The 18,406-nt window shown below is 29.9% G+C and carries 18 protein-coding genes; 14 read left to right on the plus strand and 4 right to left on the minus strand.

The window, feature by feature from the left end:
- The first annotated feature begins 8 nt into the window (after nucleotides 1-8).
- The 4 genes from lplA (at nucleotide 9) to KQI41_RS00655 (ending at nucleotide 4,035) form a co-directional block, all read left to right on the plus strand.
- Nucleotides 9-1,034, plus strand: coding sequence for a lipoate--protein ligase (gene lplA / locus KQI41_RS00640; RefSeq protein WP_216584586.1), 1,026 nt, complete (start codon nucleotides 9-11; stop codon nucleotides 1,032-1,034).
- Complete coding sequence (gene lipA, locus KQI41_RS00645) at nucleotides 1,025-1,867, plus strand: lipoyl synthase (RefSeq protein WP_216584587.1); 843 nt, start codon at nucleotides 1,025-1,027, stop codon at nucleotides 1,865-1,867. Before lplA ends, lipA begins: the two co-directional genes overlap by 10 nt.
- Nucleotides 1,868-2,181: 314 nt before the next feature.
- Nucleotides 2,182-3,012 (plus strand): ATP-grasp domain-containing protein, encoded by an 831-nt coding sequence (locus KQI41_RS00650; protein WP_216584588.1) that lies wholly within the window; start codon nucleotides 2,182-2,184, stop codon nucleotides 3,010-3,012.
- Between the two features lie 102 nt (nucleotides 3,013-3,114).
- A complete protein-coding gene (locus KQI41_RS00655; protein ID WP_154439573.1) occupies nucleotides 3,115-4,035 on the plus strand; it encodes a GGDEF domain-containing protein in 921 nt (306 codons plus the stop codon).
- Nucleotides 4,036-4,061: 26 nt separating this feature from the next.
- Here the strand turns inward: KQI41_RS00655 and KQI41_RS00660 are convergent, their stop codons facing one another.
- From KQI41_RS00660 to KQI41_RS00675, 4 genes are all read right to left on the minus strand, one after another.
- A complete protein-coding gene (locus tag KQI41_RS00660) occupies nucleotides 4,062-4,727 on the minus strand; it encodes a DUF6320 domain-containing protein (protein ID WP_154439572.1) in 666 nt (221 codons plus the stop codon).
- Nucleotides 4,728-4,741: 14 nt separating this feature from the next.
- Nucleotides 4,742-6,007, minus strand: a complete 1,266-nt coding sequence (locus KQI41_RS00665; RefSeq protein ID WP_154439571.1) for a hypothetical protein — start codon at nucleotides 6,005-6,007, stop codon at nucleotides 4,742-4,744.
- 20 nt (nucleotides 6,008-6,027) lie between these two features.
- Complete coding sequence (locus KQI41_RS00670) at nucleotides 6,028-6,939, minus strand: alpha/beta hydrolase (RefSeq protein ID WP_154439570.1); 912 nt, start codon at nucleotides 6,937-6,939, stop codon at nucleotides 6,028-6,030.
- 133 nt (nucleotides 6,940-7,072) lie between these two features.
- The gene (locus tag KQI41_RS00675) at nucleotides 7,073-7,336 is read right to left on the minus strand and encodes a YciI family protein (protein WP_154439569.1); all 264 of its coding nucleotides are present in this window, start codon (nucleotides 7,334-7,336) and stop codon (nucleotides 7,073-7,075) included.
- A gap of 154 nt (nucleotides 7,337-7,490) precedes the next feature.
- Here KQI41_RS00675 and KQI41_RS00680 point away from each other — a divergent pair, with 154 nt between their 5' ends.
- The 10 genes from KQI41_RS00680 to pepT all read left to right on the plus strand — a co-directional run bounded on the left by KQI41_RS00680 (nucleotide 7,491) and on the right by pepT (nucleotide 18,391).
- Entirely contained in the window at nucleotides 7,491-8,045 is a 555-nt protein-coding gene (locus KQI41_RS00680) for a DJ-1 family glyoxalase III (RefSeq protein WP_216584589.1), read from the plus strand.
- A gap of 362 nt (nucleotides 8,046-8,407) precedes the next feature.
- A complete protein-coding gene (locus KQI41_RS00685) occupies nucleotides 8,408-8,851 on the plus strand; it encodes a hypothetical protein (protein WP_216584590.1) in 444 nt (147 codons plus the stop codon).
- A gap of 150 nt (nucleotides 8,852-9,001) precedes the next feature.
- Complete coding sequence (locus tag KQI41_RS00690) at nucleotides 9,002-9,970, plus strand: Rpn family recombination-promoting nuclease/putative transposase (protein ID WP_154439563.1); 969 nt, start codon at nucleotides 9,002-9,004, stop codon at nucleotides 9,968-9,970.
- Nucleotides 9,971-10,246: 276 nt separating this feature from the next.
- Nucleotides 10,247-11,479: an ABC transporter substrate-binding protein gene (locus KQI41_RS00695; RefSeq protein ID WP_216584591.1), complete on the plus strand. Its 1,233-nt coding sequence runs from the start codon at nucleotides 10,247-10,249 to the stop codon at nucleotides 11,477-11,479.
- Between the two features lie 15 nt (nucleotides 11,480-11,494).
- A complete protein-coding gene (locus KQI41_RS00700; RefSeq protein WP_154439561.1) occupies nucleotides 11,495-12,196 on the plus strand; it encodes a GTP-binding protein in 702 nt (233 codons plus the stop codon).
- A complete protein-coding gene (locus KQI41_RS00705) occupies nucleotides 12,189-13,190 on the plus strand; it encodes an ATP-binding cassette domain-containing protein (protein ID WP_216584592.1) in 1,002 nt (333 codons plus the stop codon). The genes KQI41_RS00700 and KQI41_RS00705 overlap by 8 nt, the downstream gene beginning before the upstream one ends.
- Nucleotides 13,191-13,433, plus strand: coding sequence for a hypothetical protein (locus KQI41_RS00710; protein ID WP_154439559.1), 243 nt, complete (start codon nucleotides 13,191-13,193; stop codon nucleotides 13,431-13,433).
- A 147-nt stretch (nucleotides 13,434-13,580) separates the two neighbouring features.
- Nucleotides 13,581-15,245 (plus strand): hydroxylamine reductase, encoded by a 1,665-nt coding sequence (hcp, locus tag KQI41_RS00715; protein WP_154439558.1) that lies wholly within the window; start codon nucleotides 13,581-13,583, stop codon nucleotides 15,243-15,245.
- 289 nt (nucleotides 15,246-15,534) lie between these two features.
- Nucleotides 15,535-17,055 carry a YfcC family protein gene (locus KQI41_RS00720; RefSeq protein WP_154439557.1) on the plus strand — a complete coding sequence of 507 codons (1,521 nt, stop codon included), beginning with the start codon at nucleotides 15,535-15,537 and terminating at the stop codon, nucleotides 17,053-17,055.
- A gap of 124 nt (nucleotides 17,056-17,179) precedes the next feature.
- Nucleotides 17,180-18,391: a peptidase T gene (gene pepT, locus KQI41_RS00725; protein ID WP_154439556.1), complete on the plus strand. Its 1,212-nt coding sequence runs from the start codon at nucleotides 17,180-17,182 to the stop codon at nucleotides 18,389-18,391.
- Nucleotides 18,392-18,406: the final 15 nt, after the last annotated feature.

An 18,406-nucleotide genomic window follows, 5' to 3' on the forward strand; every position in this document is an offset into this window, starting at 1 on the left:
GGACTCTAATGATTTATGTAATAAATAATAGCAATGATCCATTCTTTAACCATGCTGCGGAAGAATATCTAATGAATAACTTTGATGAAGAGATTTTTATGTTATGGATAAATAAACCTTCTATACTTATTGGTAGAAATCAGAATACCATATCTGAAATAAATTTAGATTATGTTGAGGAAAATCATATTACAGTAGTTAGAAGATTATCAGGTGGTGGAACTGTTTATAATGATTTGGGAAATATGAATTTTACATTTATTACTTATAGAAATTCCCTAGAGACTAAAGTAAAAAATGGATTTGAAAAATTTGCATTACCAGTAATCAATGCCTTAAAGTCTTTAGGGGCAAATGCAGAATTTACAGGAAGAAATGATATAGTAATAGGTGGGAAGAAGTTTTCTGGAAATGCACAATACTCTCAGAAGGACAAACTGCTTCACCATGGAACGCTACTATATAATTGCGATATGTCAAAATTATCTTTGGCACTTAAAAGTAAGCCTATAAAGTTTGTAGATAAATCGGTGAAATCCGTGGGAGCTAGAGTAACTAATATTATTGAACATATAGACGAAAAAATGGATTTACTGGAATTTAGAGAGTACTTAAAAAACTATGTAATAAAAACCCATGGAATAGAAACCATATATGAATTTAATGAAAAAGATTTAAAAGAAATAGATAAAATAGTTAAAAATAGATTTGAAACTTGGGATTGGAACTATGGAAAGAGTCCTAACTATAGATATACAAATTCTAGAAAATATCCAAGTGGAGTGGTTGAGTATCATTTAGAGGTGGAAAGTGGTCAAATAGAGAATATCTCTATTTATGGGGATTTTTTCGGAGAAAAAAATATCAAAGAGTTGGAAGAAAAACTGATTGGGGTAAAACATAATATAAATGATTTAGAAGCTGTATTAAATACAATAAATATAAATGACTATATTCATGGATTATCAGCAAAGGAATTTATTGAAGGATTACTGGATATAGAATTAGATATGGAGGTAAGCCAATGCGATTAAGAAAACCAGAGTGGATTAGAGTAAAAATGCAAGGAGGAGTCGTATCTAACAAAGTTAATTCTTTATTATCGGACCTTTCTTTAAATACAGTATGTGATGAAGCCAATTGTCCCAATAGAATGGAGTGCTTTGCAAGAGGAACAGCTACTTTTATGATACTAGGCAGAAATTGTACTAGAAATTGTACTTTTTGTAATGTAACTAGGGAAATGCCAGATAAGGTAAATTTAAAAGAACCAGAAAATGTAGCTAAGGCTATAGAAAAACTTAATTTAAAACATACTGTTATTACATCTGTCACTAGAGATGATTTACCAGACCAAGGAGCAAATCAATTTGCAAATGTTGTTAAAGAAATAAGAAAGAGAACACCAAATGTAACTATTGAACTGCTTATACCAGATATGCAGGGGGATAAGGAGTTAATAGATATTATTATAGATTCAGAACCAAATGTATTAAATCATAATGTAGAAACTGTACCAGAATTATATGATGAAGTTAGGCCAATGGCAATATTTGAAAGATCATTAGAACTACTTAGTTATGTAAAGAAAGTAAAGCCCAATATGAGGACAAAATCTGGTATGATGTTGGGACTAGGTGAGACTAAAGAACAGGTAATAGATGTATTTAAGAGACTTCGAGAAGTAGAGTGTGATATGTTAACACTAGGACAATATCTGCAACCTACTTCGTCACATATAGAAGTAGTAGAGTATATTACACCTGAACAATTTGACGAATATAAAGAGATAGCTTTATCTATGGGATTTAAGAGGGTAGCATCATCACCTCTTGTTAGAAGCTCCTACTATGCAGAAGATTTTTAATACATAAAAAAGTATTTGTTACTATTGACAGTGAATAAAAAAATAATAAAAATCCACGTTCACAGTTTCGGAAACGAATAATTCTAAAGTTTATGTAAATTAAAAATCCTACAGTTTGCAAACTCGCTACGCTCAAACAGTGCAAACTGCTTAACGGCTTTTGAGTTTACATTCACTAAGAATTAAATCGTGTCCTGCAAATGTTCTCTTAGTATTTTTAGTATTTCTGTGAATACATAAAAAGTTTTCTTCAAAAATATCTTTTTCCAGTAAAAAATATATTGCTAAAAGTCCTTTTTAAGAGTAAAATATTTTTGTCACAAATTAGAAAGGATGGTATGATGAGAATAGTTACATTTAATCCTTTTAGGACATTAGGAATGCCTAATGTTACCTATATTAAGCCAGAAAATATGCTAATGGAAATGGACAAGATTAAAGAAGCAGATTATATTTTATTTCCTGAATATTGGCAGGTAAATACATTGGTATATGGGTTAAAGAAAAAGATATTTCCAAATATTAGCACTTATCAACTAGGGCATAATAAAGTTGAGACTACTAGGGTATTACAAGCTATATTTCCTAAAAACATACCTTATACTCAAATAACAAGCAAGGATCGTATAAATATAGAAACTATAGAAGAGGAGTTTGGCTACCCCTTAGTTGCGAAGGAAATCAAAAGCTCCATGGGCAGAGGAGTTTTTTTAGTAGAAAATAGAGAAGAACTTAAATCTTATATAGAAACCAATGAGTCTATATATATTCAAGAAAAACTTCCTATAGATAGGGATATTAGAATTGTATATGTAGGAGATAAAGTAATTGGAGCTTATTGGAGAATTGCAGGAGAAGGACAGTTTCATAACAATATAGCAAAAGGTGCAACTTATGATTATGATAATGTACCTAAGGAAGCTATTGAATTAGTAGAAAATGTAGCAAAAGAATTAAATATAAATCATGCAGGATTTGATGTTGTAGTAGTAGATAATAGACTATATATATTAGAATACAATGTAATGTTTGGTAACGAAGGCTTAAGAAATATGGGTATTTCAGTAGAAAAATATATTTATGAATATATTAGCAGAGACCCTGACTTTACACCTATTAATCCAACATTTCCAAGAGCTTCTTAAAAAGAGGCTCTTTTTTATACATTATTTGGAATGAATTTAATATCTTTACAATAGATAAAAAATAAGATAGAATCTAAGCTAACTAGTGTAAAGGTGATAGATATGGAAAATAAAGATAAAGAAAAAATAGATTTTGATATTGAAAACGAAAGAAATATATTATCTACAGCAATAGATCAATCTTCTGTTGTAATACTTATTACAAATATAGAAGGTGATATTATATATGTGAATCCAGTATTTGAAAAAGTCACAGGCTATTCTAGGCAAGAGGCCATAGGAAAAACTCCAAGGATTTTAAAATCTGAGATTACCCCTTCAGAGATATATGAACAAATGTGGTATACCATATCCAATGGTGGAGTCTGGAATGGTGAGTTAATAAATAGGAGAAAAGATGGAAGCTTATATTATGAGGATTCTAGAATTACTCCCATATATAATAAAGAAGGAATACTTACCTACTATTTAGCTGTAAAACATGATATAACAGAAAGAAAACTTTTAGAAGCTAGACTAAAAGAAATTGTTATAAGAGATCCATTGACCAACTCATATAATAGATGGTATTTAATGGATAGATTTAGCCAACTCATAGACAATTATAAAAGAGTTAAAAATTCTTTTTCTCTAGTTATGTTAGATATTGACCTTTTTAAAGAAATCAATGATTCCTATGGGCATCAAGCAGGAGACTATATATTAACTAAGTTTGTAAATATTATAAATCAAAATATAAGGTCTTATGACATATTTGGTAGGTATGGAGGAGAAGAGTTTATCCTATTATTACCAGATACAGATAAAGAAAATGCTTATATACTAATGGAAAGGATATTAAATATAATTGGAAATAAACCTTTTATCTATGAGGGTATAAGTATAAATATTACATTTAGTTCTGGAATTGTAGAATCTAGTGAAATAGATTTAGATAATATCAATACAGATGAACTAATAAAAATAGCGGATAATAGACTATATGAGGCCAAAAATGCAGGGAGAAATAAAATAATAATATAAAGCTTCTACAAATCTTGTAGAAGCTTTTATATGTGCATTCTCTTATCTAATTCAACTTTAATATCCTTTCCTCTAAATATAAATATTGCAGATACAGATATAATACTTAGGGTTACACAGATAATAGTTGGGTAGATTACATTTATCCAACCAAATATAAAAAATAAAATTGGAATAATACCAAATAACCCATCAATTAATGTATAAGTAATATACTCCTTTGTACTAAGTTTCATAACTTGAGCTATTATATACATAGTTATCATAGCAGTAACACAAGTAATAGGTATTACATAATCTAATGACCAACCTTTCCATCCTATTCGCCAATCCCAAAAAATTGCCAATAAAGATATAATACAAACTTGCCGAACGATTTTTTTCGCTATATGATACCTTCTTTGAATAAGGGCAATAACTCCAAGCCATATACTAACTAGAGCAAATACTAACAATAATGGCCAGTTTATATTTGAAGGAAATATAATATTAATGGAAAAGCTAACTACCACAGTTGCTATTGAAATAAATAGTAAAATTCTAATGGCTAAATGTTTTTCGTAATATGGGAGAACATTTGGAAAAATCTTTTCATGGTGATTATGATGATTATCTGATAACATATTTCCGCATAATGGGCACTTTTCTTGTTCTCCTCGTATTTTAACTTCACAATGGCTACAGTAATTCATATATTCACTTCTTTCTAAAGATTTGATGTGATTTCAATTTCTATTCCTTTTTCAGAAAGAAATTGAAAAAATGTTCTTTGTATATCGGTTTCTTCAAAAGGTGAAGTAAAACTTATAACTAATCTATCATCATAAGTACATAAAGTAATTAAGGGTCTTCTTGCACTTACGCAAATACTAAATTGTTTTATATAATCACTAAACTCCTCTGGCATAATAATCTTTCCAATATTTGAAATAGATGAAGTTATTTTTTTATCATCTAGTTTAGTTGCTGCATGTATAACATAGTCTTTAATAGTTAAAGGGACTATTCTTGTAAAAATGCTTTTTTCTAAGGACATAAAATGATTTAATTTTTTATCCAAGGCTTCTTTAGTTAGATTTTCCTTAAAACTATTGTTTACATTTTGAATTATTTCATCTAAATTTAAATCTTGATTGTGAACGCCATGGCTAATGCTCATAGTACTAAAAAAGTTTCTTGCTGTTGTTGACTTAAAGTAAGGTCTTAAATTAATGGGAACAGACAGTACTATGGGTTTGTGCTTTTTATTAAGTGGCATCTCTTTATAAATAGAATATATAAGTAAAGAAGTCAAGAATACTGTTAAAGTAGTATTATATTCATGAGCTATATCCAAAACTGATTTTACAGACATAGCACCTTCGATTAATTTCATTCTATTTTCTTTAATTCTACTTCCTTTGATTTGATAGGCAGAAACCCCTTTGTTTCTACCGTGTATAAAAATATCTCTTTTATTGTAGTTTTTCTTAAAGCTATCATCTGATTTCTCACTTATGGAAGCTTTATAGTTTAGTTTTAGACCTTTATCCTTAAATTTATCTTTATATCTTATGGTCATATAATGATATATAAGGGTTTCCATAAACCAAATAGCACCAGCACCATCAGTAAGAGAGTGGAATACTTCCAAGTTAATCCTTTTATTGTAATAAAAGACACGAAATAAAAGATTTCTTTCATTTCTTATGTAAATAGGAGCGCATAAAGGTTTATTTTCTAGTTCAATAATAGGTTCTAGGTCACTGGATTCAAAATAGTACCAGAAGAGTCCCCTTCTTAATATGGACCTATAGAATGGAAAACTTTCCATAGTTAAATCTAGAGATTTTTGTAAAACCTTTGGCTCTACATCTTCGTACAACTCACAGGAAAATCTAAATACTTTTGTATCCTTATTATTTGCAACTGCTGGGAAAAACTTAGAGGCATTATCAAGTCTAGTCCATTTTTCTTCTTTTTGTTGTTTCATATTAACCACCATTTCAATGTTTAGTCTTTTAAAAATATATTTATAATTTCATAGAATTCATCTATACTATCTAAGCTTAAAGGATTAGAGAAAAATCCATGTATCATATTTTTCATTCTATGTATTTTGACATCATTGCCAAAATCCCTTAATTTCATGCCATAAGCTTCACCTTCATCACGGAGAGGGTCAAATTCAGCTGTTATAATTAAAGTTTTTGGCTGGTTAGAAAGGTCTTTAGATAGTATCGGTGCCACATAGGGATTTAACCTATCTTCTTCATTTTCAACATATAAGTACATATAGTCCTGTATTCGTCTTGAGGTCATTATATAGTTCTCTCCATTTTCTATTACTGAAGCATAAGGAGAATTTATACTATGGTCATAATTTGTAGCAGGATAGATTAGTATTTGTTTAGTAGGCAGAAACTCACCTTTATCTCTAGCCATAAGAGAAACGACAGCAGCCAAGTTTCCCCCAGCACTATCTCCTATTAAGACTATATCCTCTTTTTTACAATTTAGTATTTCAGGGTTTTTAAAGATTTCTCGAGCAACATAATAACAATCCTCTAATCCAGCAGGAAAAGGATTTTCAGGTGCTAATCGATAGTCTACTGAAACAACTATATGATTAGTCATATTGGCTAAATTTGTACATACATTAGTATAATAATCAATATTTCCCGTAACCCAACCTCCACCATGGAAAAAGATAAGAACTTTTTGTAAAGGATTTGATTTAGGAATAAAAACTCTAAGGGGAATCTCTCTATTTTCCATTATAATTTTATGATCCAATGTTTTATATATTGGTTCAGGTGCTTGTTTAAATATATTTAAAAATCTTCTATATAATTTATAATGCTTTTTAAGGTTAAAGTGGGGAATAGATAAAATCTTTAGAAGTACCCTTTTAAACTTATTCATAGAATTATCTTCTCCTTACCTATCTGGCTAACTAATATTATATATTATAATACCCATACATAGTCAATATATATTCTAGTGGAATTACTATAAAATAAATAAAACACTAAGAATCTTAGTGTTTTACAGGAAGCTATTCTATATTGCTACGCCATTCCTTTAATGTTAATTTTCGAGACTTCTCCAATATAGCAGGATCATTTTCAGCCATTCTTTTGGCTTCTTCATAGGAATCAGCTTTATAAATCACAAGTCCCCCACTATGGTCTGTAAAAGGCCCTTTAGCAAATATCTTCCCTTCATCTATAAGCTTTTGAAGATAAGCTTTATGTACATCTAATATTTCATCATCTTTTTTTGAATCAGTAGTTTCTAATATAGCAACATATAAAATCATTTTGTTCACTCCTTATAAATTTTATCAGTATCTTATTTAGTATTATACATATAAATTAAATTCTTCCTATGTATAAATTATCCAAAAGATTATTTGTAAGGATTTTTGGAGATTTTGGGTATAGATAAATATAAGGAAAAATAGGAGGGGTTATATGAAGAAAGTTATCTTATTTTTAGCAGAAGGATTTGAAGAGGTGGAGGCTTTAACAGTAGTAGATTATCTTAGAAGAAAAGATATTCTTGTTGAAACCATAGGCATTACACAAGATAATAGGGTAAAAGGAGCTCATGATATTGTAGTTATTGCAGACAACAATATAGACAATATTAGCGATATAGATTCCTATGATGGGGTAATTATTCCAGGAGGGTTACCAGGAGCTACAAATCTTAGGGATAATCATAAAGTAATTGATATAGTAAAGGAAATAGATAAATATGGTGGTCTAGTAGCAGCCATATGTGCAGGCCCTATAGTTCTTGAAAGAGCAGGAGTTATAAATGGTAAAAATGTAACATCATATCCAGGGTTTGAAGATGAATTAAAAAGTGGAATATATGTTGAAGAAAATGTTCTTAGGGACTGCAATATCATAACAGCAAGAGGACCAGCATTGGCAGTAGACTTTGCCATAGAGATAATAGAATACTTATTAGGAGAAGAAAAAGCAAAAGAACTAAAAGATGATATACTATATAAAGCTTAAATTTAAATTGTAGTAGGATTATAATGTGGCCGTGGATAGTTATTATACTAGGATATATTCCAGTGATTTATAAATTAAATAGGAGAATATCTATATTAGAAGATGAAGTGGCAAATCTGAAAAATAAAAATAGTTGGTAACAATTGTTACCGACTATTTTTATAAGAGTAATAGCCTTAGAAAGTGACGGATTATATAGGCTGTCATGGTTTATGCGTAAATAAAAGTGAACTGTGTTACTATATACATATGAGAAGCTTTTTAATAAACTATTTTTGTTGAAAGTATAAAATATGAAAGGGAGTAAAAAAGAAAAACTTTAAGTATATTAACAGTACTATTTATGGGAGGGGGTTACTAACATGAAAGATTCTGTTTTTAATTTTAAAAGGTATAAAGGTTTAAGATATTATTTTTTATTTTTAACTTTAATTAATTTAATATATTTATTTATAGAAACTTCTAGATTTCAATATATTGAAAAATATTCTTTAAATGGACAAATACAAAAGGAGCATTATCAATATATTTCTAACTTATGGAAGATGAATAATGTTCTGGTGATTTTTATGATACTAATATGCTTAGGATATTTAGTCGTCCTTTTTGTACAAAAAAATAAAGTAAATGGAATTAAACATTTTCTTCTAAATCTCATATTTTGTATAGTGTTTACTTGTATTAGCTATTTTATATCTTTTGTTTTTACAATACCTATTGGAAATCTAATTCAACAATTAGTAATTCTTTATGGAACTACAATAATAGTTCTTTTGTATTATACACTTAATAAAATTAAATCATAACTTTAGAGCTTGAATCTCAGATTCCAAGAAATTATAATAAAAAGTTTTTATGTTTTCAAAAGTAGTGTCTTTTAACAAATAGAATATATGGAAGAACAATTATATAAATGATATAATAAAATTAGGAAGACTAAAAAAGTTGGTGATAGGATGAAAAGTGAAATAGCAAATAAGCATGATGCCACATTTAAGGAAGTATTTAGTCAGAAAAGAATAGCAAAAGATTTTATAGAAAATAATATACCTAAAGAAGCTTTAGATATAATAGATATGGAGAGTTTAGAACTTCAAAAGGATACATTTATAAATAAAGAGTTACAAGAAAATTTTTCAGATTTAATTTATAGGGTAAAAATAAACAATAAAGATGCCTATATATCTTTTCTAATAGAGCATAAATCCTATAAAGATAAATTGGCAATGTTTCAATTAAATAAATATATTTTAGAATCGTGGATGACAATAATACAAAAAGAAAACAAAGAAGAACTGCCAATTATAATTCCAATGCTTATTTATCATGGAAAAGAAAAATGGAATATTAGGACAGATATAAGAGATATGATACCAGATTTTTATCAGTTACCAGAATACTTTAAAGAAAGAGTACCAGTATTCAAATATGATTTTTTCAATATAGGAGAATATGAGGAAAATGATTTTCAGAAACTAACTAGATTAACAGCAATGATGCTAAAAGCCTTTAAATATTCCTTTGAAGAGGATTTGGAAGTGGTTTTGAAAAACTTTCTATTAGCATTAGAAGAAGTACAAAAAGAAGAGTCCTTGGAGACAATAGTATATTATGGGGAAATATATTTAAAATATATAGAATTAACCAATAGTGATGCTACAGAGGAAGATATAAAAGAGGAAATAAGGAAATTAGATGGAAAGGGGGCTGTTACTATGAGTATATTAGAAAGAAGAGAGTTATTAGGAATGGAAAAAGGACTACAAGAAGGAATAGAAAAGGGAATAGAAAAAGGAATAGAAAAAGGAATAGAAAAAGTAGCTAAAAACTTATTAAAAGAAGGATTAGAAATAGAATTAGTAGTAAAAGCAACAGGTCTTTCTAAATCTGAGGTGGAAGAATTAAAGGAACAACTTAATAATTAAAAATAATATAAATGGGGCAAGTATAATAAATTCCTGTCGTATTTTATAGAGTAAAATCGTATGAATTTATTTTTAAACTAAACAAATTAGCAAAGCTTGGATCAAGAAACACATTGAAAAGCAGATATGGAGACATGATGACTTAAAATCACATAAAAAAGAACCAGAGAACTTTTATTCAATAAATAAAAATAGTTGGTAACAATAGTTACCGACTTTTTTTTTGTTTATGGGTATAATAGCCTTAGAGAATGACGGATTATATAGGAGGTAAATATGAATAAATATTTTGATATAAAAGATAAGGTATATGATATAACGGAAAAATATCCAGAAACCATAGATATATTTGTACAAAATGGATTTGAACAATTAGCCAATGAGAAAATGAGAAAGTTAATGGGTAAGACAATTTCCCTTGAAATGGCTTGTATGACTAAAAAGGTAAATGTAGAATTATTTACTCAAAAATTAGTAGATGTAATAGAACAAAATAGAATATCAGTAGACTCAGCATTATCTGCACCTAAAGGACAAAACGGAGGAGATATAAAAATAGAAGGGGTTTTGCCTTGTCCAGTAAGAGTTCCTTTACTAGAAGGATTTAATACTTGGATGGATGAAAATAAAGATAAATTTGATTTTAAGGTTGACTATGAATTAAAGTCTGCAAACTTAGGTGTAGATTGGATAAAGGAAAGGATTCATTCTGATAAAGAAGAGTCTCTTTCAGATTTATTTATGTCAGCAGGATTTGATTTATTCTTTGATAAGGAATTAATGGGAAAGTTTAAATCAAGAGGAGTATTTGAAGATATTACAGGATTGGAAAAATTAAATAAAGACTTTGATAATGAAGAAATAGATTTAAAAGACCCCAAAAAACAATATTCTATAATAGCAGTAGTTCCTGCTGTATTTATGGTAAATACTGAAGAATTAGGAGATAGACCGATGCCTAAGTCTTGGAAGGATTTATTAAAAGAAGAATTTGAAGATTCTGTATCCCTTCCTATGAAAGATTTTGACTTATTTAATGCTATACTTTTAAATATATATAAAAACTATGGAGAAGAAGGAGTAACTAAACTTGGGAAAACACTTCTAAGGAGTATGCATCCTGCAGAAATGGTAAAGGCTCATACAAAGAAAACTGAATCTAAGATTCCAACTATAACCATTATGCCATATTTCTTTACAAAGATGGTAAGAAGTGAGTCTCCATTAAAGCCCATATGGCCAGAAGACGGTGCAATAATTTCTCCAGTATTTTTATTGGCTAAGAAAGAGACTAAGAAGCAAACAAAACCTTTCGTAGACTTTTTCTTCTCCAAAGAAGTAGGAGAAATACTTTCAACCAATGGAAAGTTTCCATCAACTAATCCAGAGGTAGATAATGATTTATCTATGGAGCAAAAGTTTATGTGGCTTGGTTGGGACTATATAAATAATCATGATATTGGCGAATTAATAAGAAGATGTGAAAAAATATTTCATGATGCAGTTTAGGACAGGAGGTAGAAAATGAATTTAATCGTATTTTCAGGTCCCCCTTCATCAGGGAAGACCTCAATAATATTAAAAACAATCGATGCTTTAAAACAGAGAGATATTTCTGTAGGAGTAGTGAAGTTTGACTGTCTTTATACAGATGATGATATATTATATGATAAAGCTGGAATTCCAGTAAAGAAGGGGCTTTCAGGAGCCCTTTGCCCAGACCATTTCTTTGCTTCAAATATAGAAGAAGTGGTAAAATGGGGAAATCAAATGAAATTAGATATGTTAATTACTGAATCAGCAGGACTTTGTAATAGGTGTTCACCTTATATAAGAAATATAAAAGGTGTTTGTGTCATAGACAATTTATCTGGAATAAATACTCCAAAGAAAATTGGTCCCATGTTAAAATCAGCAGATATAGTAGTTATTACTAAGGGCGACATAGTGTCTCAGGCAGAAAGAGAAGTATTTGCCTCAAAGGTAAATTCAGTAAATCCAAGGGCAACTACTATGCACATTAATGGACTTACAGGTCAAGGTGCCTATGAATTAAGTACCCTGTTATTTGATGAAGAACAAAAAATAGATTCAGTACAGGGAATGGAACTAAGATTCCCAATGCCATCAGCCATGTGTTCCTATTGTTTAGGCGAAACTAGAATAGGAGAGGCTTATCAAATGGGAAATGTAAGAAAAATGGATTTAGGTGAAGACTATGAATAATTTAACCATAAGAGAATTAGAAGAAAAGTATCCTTTTGTAATAAATTATTTTGAGGAAAACAAATTAGACGTTGAAAGTCATAAAGATGAAACATTTAAAGAATATCTAGATACTTTCAGTGAAGAAGATATAGAAAACTGGGCAATAAATAAGGAAAAACTAATACTAGATTTAGAAGCCTTCATAGAACAGATGAAGGAGTTTCTAGGAATAAAGGAAGATACAAAAGTAAAGTCCCTAACTATATTACCAGGTCATGATAAGTCAGGTAATAAGGAAGGATTTGAGAAACTGACCATAAATAAATCTGAAATCATATCTATTGTAGGTCCTACTGGTTCAGGAAAATCTAGGCTTTTAGCTGATATAGAATGGACTGCCCAAAAGGATACTCCTACAGGAAGAAGTATATTTATAAATGATGAATTGCCAGACAAGAAATGGAGATTTTCATCTAATAATAAATTAGTAGCACAATTATCTCAAAATATGAACTTTGTAATGGACCTTACTGTAAGAGAGTTCTTAGAACTCCATGCAGAAAGTAGACTAGTAGAAGATGTAAAGGGAACAACAGAAAAAATAATATTAGCTGCCAATAATTTAGCTGGAGAAAAATTCAACCTAGATACTCCTGTAACATCACTAAGTGGTGGACAATCAAGAGCATTGATGATTGCAGATACAGCAATACTTAGTTCTTCGCCAATAGTATTAATAGATGAAATAGAAAATGCAGGAATAGATAGAAAAAAGGCATTGGAACTGTTGGTATCTGAAGATAAAATAGTCCTAATGGCAACCCATGATCCAATACTTGCCCTTATGGCACATAAGAGAATTATAATCAAAAATGGCGGTATAGATAAAATTATAGAAACAAGTGATGAAGAAAAAAGATTATTAATAGAGCTTGAAAAGATGGACAATGTAATTCAAGGAATGAGAAATAAACTTAGAACTGGAGAACAATTAAAAAAGGAGGAAATATAAATGCACGACGGATGTACAGGAAGTTTCGGAAGTGGAAAAGAAGTAGTAGATAAAATAAGAATGATGGGATTCAATACTCGCCCAATGCCACCGGGAGTTGTTATAAAATGTGTTGAATGTGAAAATGAGTTTGAAATGACTCATTTAGAAACAAAATGCCCTCATTGTAATATGGTTTATGGTGTAACACCTTGCTCAGTAGCATACCCAGAAAGAATCAAACCAGCAGGTAAAGATTATTAGTTGGTAATCAACAAAAAATTATAAAAATTTTTTACTTCGTAACATATGTTACCGAAATATTAAATGAGTTTATATATAATGATAAATGTAAGATAAAAGGAACAACGTGTATAAACACTATAAATATATATAATAGGGGGAGAAATAATGACTATGTTTTGTTATCAATGTCAAGAAGCAGCAGGAGGAAAAGGTTGTACAAAAGTAGGTATGTGTGGTAAAACTGCAGATTTAGCGGCATTACAAGATTTAATGATTTATACGTTAAAAGGTATTTCTTTGTTGGGAGTTAAAGCAGATGAGAATGGAATTGAAATTCCAGGACTTGATAGATTAATAATTGATGGTTTATTTATGACAATTACCAATGCAAACTTTGATAAAGACAGATTCTTTGCAAAAATTAAAGAAGCTCTTAAAGTAAGAGATGAATTAAAAGCTACATTAACTGAAAAGGGTATTGAACTAGGAGAGTTAAAAGATGCTTCAACATTTACTGTTAATTCAAATGATGAAATAGTATTTAAGTCAACTAGCGAAAAAGTTGGAGTATTATCTACTGAGAATGAAGATGTAAGGTCTTTAAGGGAATTAATTACTTATGGACTAAAGGGAATGGCAGCCTATGCAGAACATGCAAGTAACTTAGGCTATGAAGACAAAGAAATTTCAAAATTCATAAGAAAAGCCTTAGCTGCTATTACAGATGATAGTTTAACAGCAGATGAATTAGTTGCATTAACTTTAGAAACAGGTAAATTTGGTGTAGATGTAATGGCATTACTTGATAAGGCAAATACATCTACTTATGGAAATCCAGAAATAACAGAAGTAAATATAGGAGTATCAAATAGACCAGGTATTTTAGTATCAGGACATGATTTAAAAGACTTTGAAGAATTGTTAGAGCAAACTAAAGATTCAGGAGTAGACATTTATACTCATGGTGAAATGTTACCAGCAAACTACTATCCAGAGTTTAAAAAATATGATCACTTTGTAGGAAACTATGGAAATGCTTGGTGGAAACAAAAAGAAGAATTTGAAAAGTTCAATGGAGTTATATTATTTACTACAAACTGTATAGTACCTCCAGCAGCATCCTATGCTGATAGAGTATATACAACAGGTTCATCAGGTTATCCAGGATTCAAACATATTGCAGATAGAGTAGAAGGAAAACAAAAAGACTTCTCAGAGTTAATTGAACACGCAAAGAAATTACCAGCTCCAACAGAAATAGAAAAAGGTAAAATCGTAGGTGGATTTGCTCATGCTCAAGTATTTGCATTAGCGGATAAAGTAGTAGAAGCAGTTAAATCAGGTGCAATTAAGAAGTTCTTTGTAATGGCAGGTTGTGACGGAAGACAAGGAAGTAGAAACTATTATACAGACTTTGCAGCAGCATTACCAAAGGATACTATAATCCTTACTGCAGGTTGTGCAAAGTATAAATACAATAAATTAAATTTAGGGGATATTGGAGGAATTCCAAGAGTATTAGATGCAGGACAATGTAACGACTCTTATTCCTTAGCAGTTATAGCTCTTAAATTAAAAGAAATATTTGAACTAAATGATATAAATGAATTACCAATAGCATATAATATTGCTTGGTATGAACAAAAAGCCGTAATCGTATTACTTGCATTGTTACACTTAGGTGTAAAAAACATTCATTTAGGACCTACATTACCAGCATTCCTTTCACCAAATGTGGCTAAAGTATTAGTAGATACTTTTGGAATAGGAACAATATCAAATGTAGAAGATGACATAGCAATGTTCATGGGAGAAGCTGTAGAAGCTTAAAATAAAAATAGAGATAACTCTAAATAATAGAGTTATCTCTATTTTCGTACATAAGAGAAAATTTGGTGTGTTATATCTTGTAAGCCTTAACAAATTATGGTAAGCTTTATTTGATTAAATAAAAATTAGACATAGAAGGAGTGACAAAAATATTGGGAAATATATTTATAAAAACCTAATATACAATTATTAAGAATGATTATAAACAAAAATATTTATAATTAATTAATAAATGTAAACAATAGTAGTGAATACTCAAACTCATAATATTTTAACAGGAGATGAAAATATGAAAAAAAATAAGGAAAAAAAGAAATTTGAATTTCCTACAGCATTTACAGTTTTATTTATAATATTAATATTGGCTGCTATATTAACTTATATGGTTCCAGCAGGACTTTATGCAAAGTTAGAATATGATTCAGAACAAAATATCTTTACAGTAGTAAATCCAGAGGGAGAAGTTTCAGAACTTCCAGCAACTCAAGAAACCCTTGATAGTCTAAATATTAAAATGGATCTAAGCAAGTTTACAGATGGAAGTATAAAGAAACCCATAGCAATTCCAGATACCTATGAGACTATACAACAATCACCACAAGGATTATTACCAGTTATAATGTCCCCTATTATGGGTATTATGGATACAGTAGACATTATGGTATTTGTATTGATTCTTGGTGGAATCATAGGTTTAGTTAATAAAACTGGAACCTTTGATGCAGGAATCGCAGCTTTATCTAAAAAAACAAAGGGTAAAGAATTCTTATTAGTAATCTTTGTAACAGCGTTGATAGCTTTGGGAGGTACTACCTTTGGATTAGCAGAGGAAACAATAGCCCTATATCCTATATTGATGCCTATATTTATAGCAAGTGGATATGATGCAATAGTTGCCATTGCAGCAATATATATGGGTTCTTCTATCGGTTCTATGTTCTCGACAGTGAATCCTTTTTCAGTTGTTATTGCTTCAAATGCTGCGGGGATTTCATTTAACGAAGGACTTACATTCCGTATTATAGCACTGATACTTGCAACTATAATAACTCTTGTATATATATATTATTACGCAAGAAAGGTTAGAAAAGACCCTAAGAGTTCCATAGTTCATGAGGATATGGATAAAATTGAAGAAAGATTTTTAAAGAACTATGACCCAAACAATGTTGCACCTTTTAATTGGAAGAGGATTTTAATATTAGTTGTATTTTTAGGTGCTTTTCCAGTTATGATTTGGGGAGTTTCTAGTGGTGGATGGTGGTTCCCAGAAATGGGCGGACTTTTCTTATCAGTAGCTATTATAATAATGTTCTTATCAGGACTTTCTGAGAAAGAGGCAATAAACACATTTGTAGCTGGAGCAGCAGACTTAGTTGGAGTAGCACTTATAATAGGAGTTGCTAGAGCTATTAATATTGTAATGGATGATGGAATGATTTCAGATACATTGTTATTCTACACATCATCTATTATTAGAAATATGAATGGTGGTATCTTTGCAGGAGTTCAGATGATATTATTTAGTTTCTTAGGATTCTTTATACCATCTTCATCAGGTCTTGCTACACTTTCAATGCCTATAATGGCACCTTTAGCAGATACTGTTGGAGTAGCTAGAGATGTTGTAGTTACAGCATATAACTGGGGTCAAGGTTGGATGGCATTTATTACTCCAACTGGACTAATTTTAGCAACTTTAGAAATGGTAGATGTAACATATAATAAATGGCTAAAATTTATACTTCCTCTTATGGGGATAATAGGAGTTTTCTCAATAGCCATGCTTGTAATACAAACACTATTATAATGAATAGGAAGGTTCTTTCTATTTTTGCAATTAAGAATTTTCCTTCATGAATATAAAAAAGGCTTCCTGAAAAGATTTCTTTAGAAGCCTTTTTTATGGATAATTAATTGAAAGGATGATTAATATGGATAAAATTATTGAAAGATTTAAAAACTATATTGCTATAGACACTAAGTCTGATGAAAATAGCAGTACTTGTCCTAGTACAAAGGGACAACTAGAACTAGGTGCCCTTTTAGTGAAAGACTTACAAGAGATAGGTCTTGAAGATGTACGTCAAGACAAAAATGGATATGTATATGCAACATTAAAATCTAATATGGACACAAAAGTACCAACCATAGGCTTTATAGCTCATTTAGATACTAGTCCAGATTTGGATGGTAAATGTGTAAATCCAAAGATATTTACCTATGAAGGTGGAGACATAAAATTAAATGAACAATATAGTATAACAGAGAAAGAGTTTCCTTTTATAAAAGATTTAGTTGGAAAGGAACTCATTACAACAGATGGCACAACACTTTTAGGTGCAGATGATAAGGCTGGAATAAGTGTGATTATCGATGCTATGGAATATCTAATTAATCATCCTGAGATAAAACACGGAGATATAAAAGTTGGAATTACACCAGATGAAGAAATAGGAAGAGGAGCAGATTTATTTGATGTAAAAGATTTTGGTGCAGATTTTGCTTATACTGTAGATGGTGGACCTATAGGTGAATTAGAGTATGAAAACTTCAATGCAGCAAGTGTAAAAATAGAAATTCAAGGGAAAAATGTTCACCCAGGAACAGCAAAAAATATCATGATAAATTCCTCAAGAATAGCTATGGAAATAGATAATATGCTTCCAGTAAATCAAAAACCAGAATATACAGAAGGATATGAAGGGTTTTATTTACTAGATGAAATTAATGGAACTGTAGACTATACTGTAGTTACCTATATTATTAGAGAGCATTGCAGAGAAAAATTTGAAAAGATGAAAGAAGACTTTAGAAAAATAGTTAATTTCTTAAATGATAAATATGACAATATAATTAAAATAGAAATTAAAGATAGTTATTACAATATGAAGGAAAAGGTTGAACCTCATATGGAAATCATAGAATTAGCTAAAAAGTCTATGTTGGACCTTGGAATTGAGCCAATGATTCAGCCAATTAGAGGTGGTACTGATGGTGCTAGATTATCATATATGGGTTTACCTTGCCCTAATATTTTTACAGGGGGATATAACTTCCACGGAAGATTTGAATTTATTCCAACTGAATCTATGAAATTAGCATCTCAACTAATTGTAAAAATTGTGGAGAACAACGGAAAGTAAACAAAGGAAGGTGAT

This window comes from Tissierella pigra (genome assembly GCF_018917845.1).
GTDB classification, from domain to species: Bacteria; Bacillota; Clostridia; order Tissierellales; family Tissierellaceae; genus Tissierella; species Tissierella pigra.

What these genes read in the sequence shown, in the direction of transcription:
- lplA (WP_216584586.1), top strand. Translation starts at nt 9, where the DNA reads ATGATTTATGTAATAAATAATAGCAATGATCCATTCTTTAACCATGCT.
- lipA (WP_216584587.1), top strand. Translation starts at nt 1,025, where the DNA reads ATGCGATTAAGAAAACCAGAGTGGATTAGAGTAAAAATGCAAGGAGGA.
- KQI41_RS00655 (WP_154439573.1), top strand. Translation starts at nt 3,115, where the DNA reads ATGGAAAATAAAGATAAAGAAAAAATAGATTTTGATATTGAAAACGAA.
- KQI41_RS00660 (WP_154439572.1), bottom strand. Translation starts at nt 4,727, where the DNA reads ATGAATTACTGTAGCCATTGTGAAGTTAAAATACGAGGAGAACAAGAA.
- KQI41_RS00665 (WP_154439571.1), bottom strand. Translation starts at nt 6,007, where the DNA reads ATGAAACAACAAAAAGAAGAAAAATGGACTAGACTTGATAATGCCTCT.
- KQI41_RS00670 (WP_154439570.1), bottom strand. Translation starts at nt 6,939, where the DNA reads ATGAATAAGTTTAAAAGGGTACTTCTAAAGATTTTATCTATTCCCCAC.
- KQI41_RS00675 (WP_154439569.1), bottom strand. Translation starts at nt 7,336, where the DNA reads ATGATTTTATATGTTGCTATATTAGAAACTACTGATTCAAAAAAAGAT.
- KQI41_RS00680 (WP_216584589.1), top strand. Translation starts at nt 7,491, where the DNA reads ATGAAGAAAGTTATCTTATTTTTAGCAGAAGGATTTGAAGAGGTGGAG.
- KQI41_RS00685 (WP_216584590.1), top strand. Translation starts at nt 8,408, where the DNA reads ATGAAAGATTCTGTTTTTAATTTTAAAAGGTATAAAGGTTTAAGATAT.
- KQI41_RS00690 (WP_154439563.1), top strand. Translation starts at nt 9,002, where the DNA reads ATGAAAAGTGAAATAGCAAATAAGCATGATGCCACATTTAAGGAAGTA.
- KQI41_RS00695 (WP_216584591.1), top strand. Translation starts at nt 10,247, where the DNA reads ATGAATAAATATTTTGATATAAAAGATAAGGTATATGATATAACGGAA.
- KQI41_RS00700 (WP_154439561.1), top strand. Translation starts at nt 11,495, where the DNA reads ATGAATTTAATCGTATTTTCAGGTCCCCCTTCATCAGGGAAGACCTCA.
- KQI41_RS00705 (WP_216584592.1), top strand. Translation starts at nt 12,189, where the DNA reads ATGAATAATTTAACCATAAGAGAATTAGAAGAAAAGTATCCTTTTGTA.
- KQI41_RS00710 (WP_154439559.1), top strand. Translation starts at nt 13,191, where the DNA reads ATGCACGACGGATGTACAGGAAGTTTCGGAAGTGGAAAAGAAGTAGTA.
- hcp (WP_154439558.1), top strand. Translation starts at nt 13,581, where the DNA reads ATGACTATGTTTTGTTATCAATGTCAAGAAGCAGCAGGAGGAAAAGGT.
- KQI41_RS00720 (WP_154439557.1), top strand. Translation starts at nt 15,535, where the DNA reads ATGAAAAAAAATAAGGAAAAAAAGAAATTTGAATTTCCTACAGCATTT.
- pepT (WP_154439556.1), top strand. Translation starts at nt 17,180, where the DNA reads ATGGATAAAATTATTGAAAGATTTAAAAACTATATTGCTATAGACACT.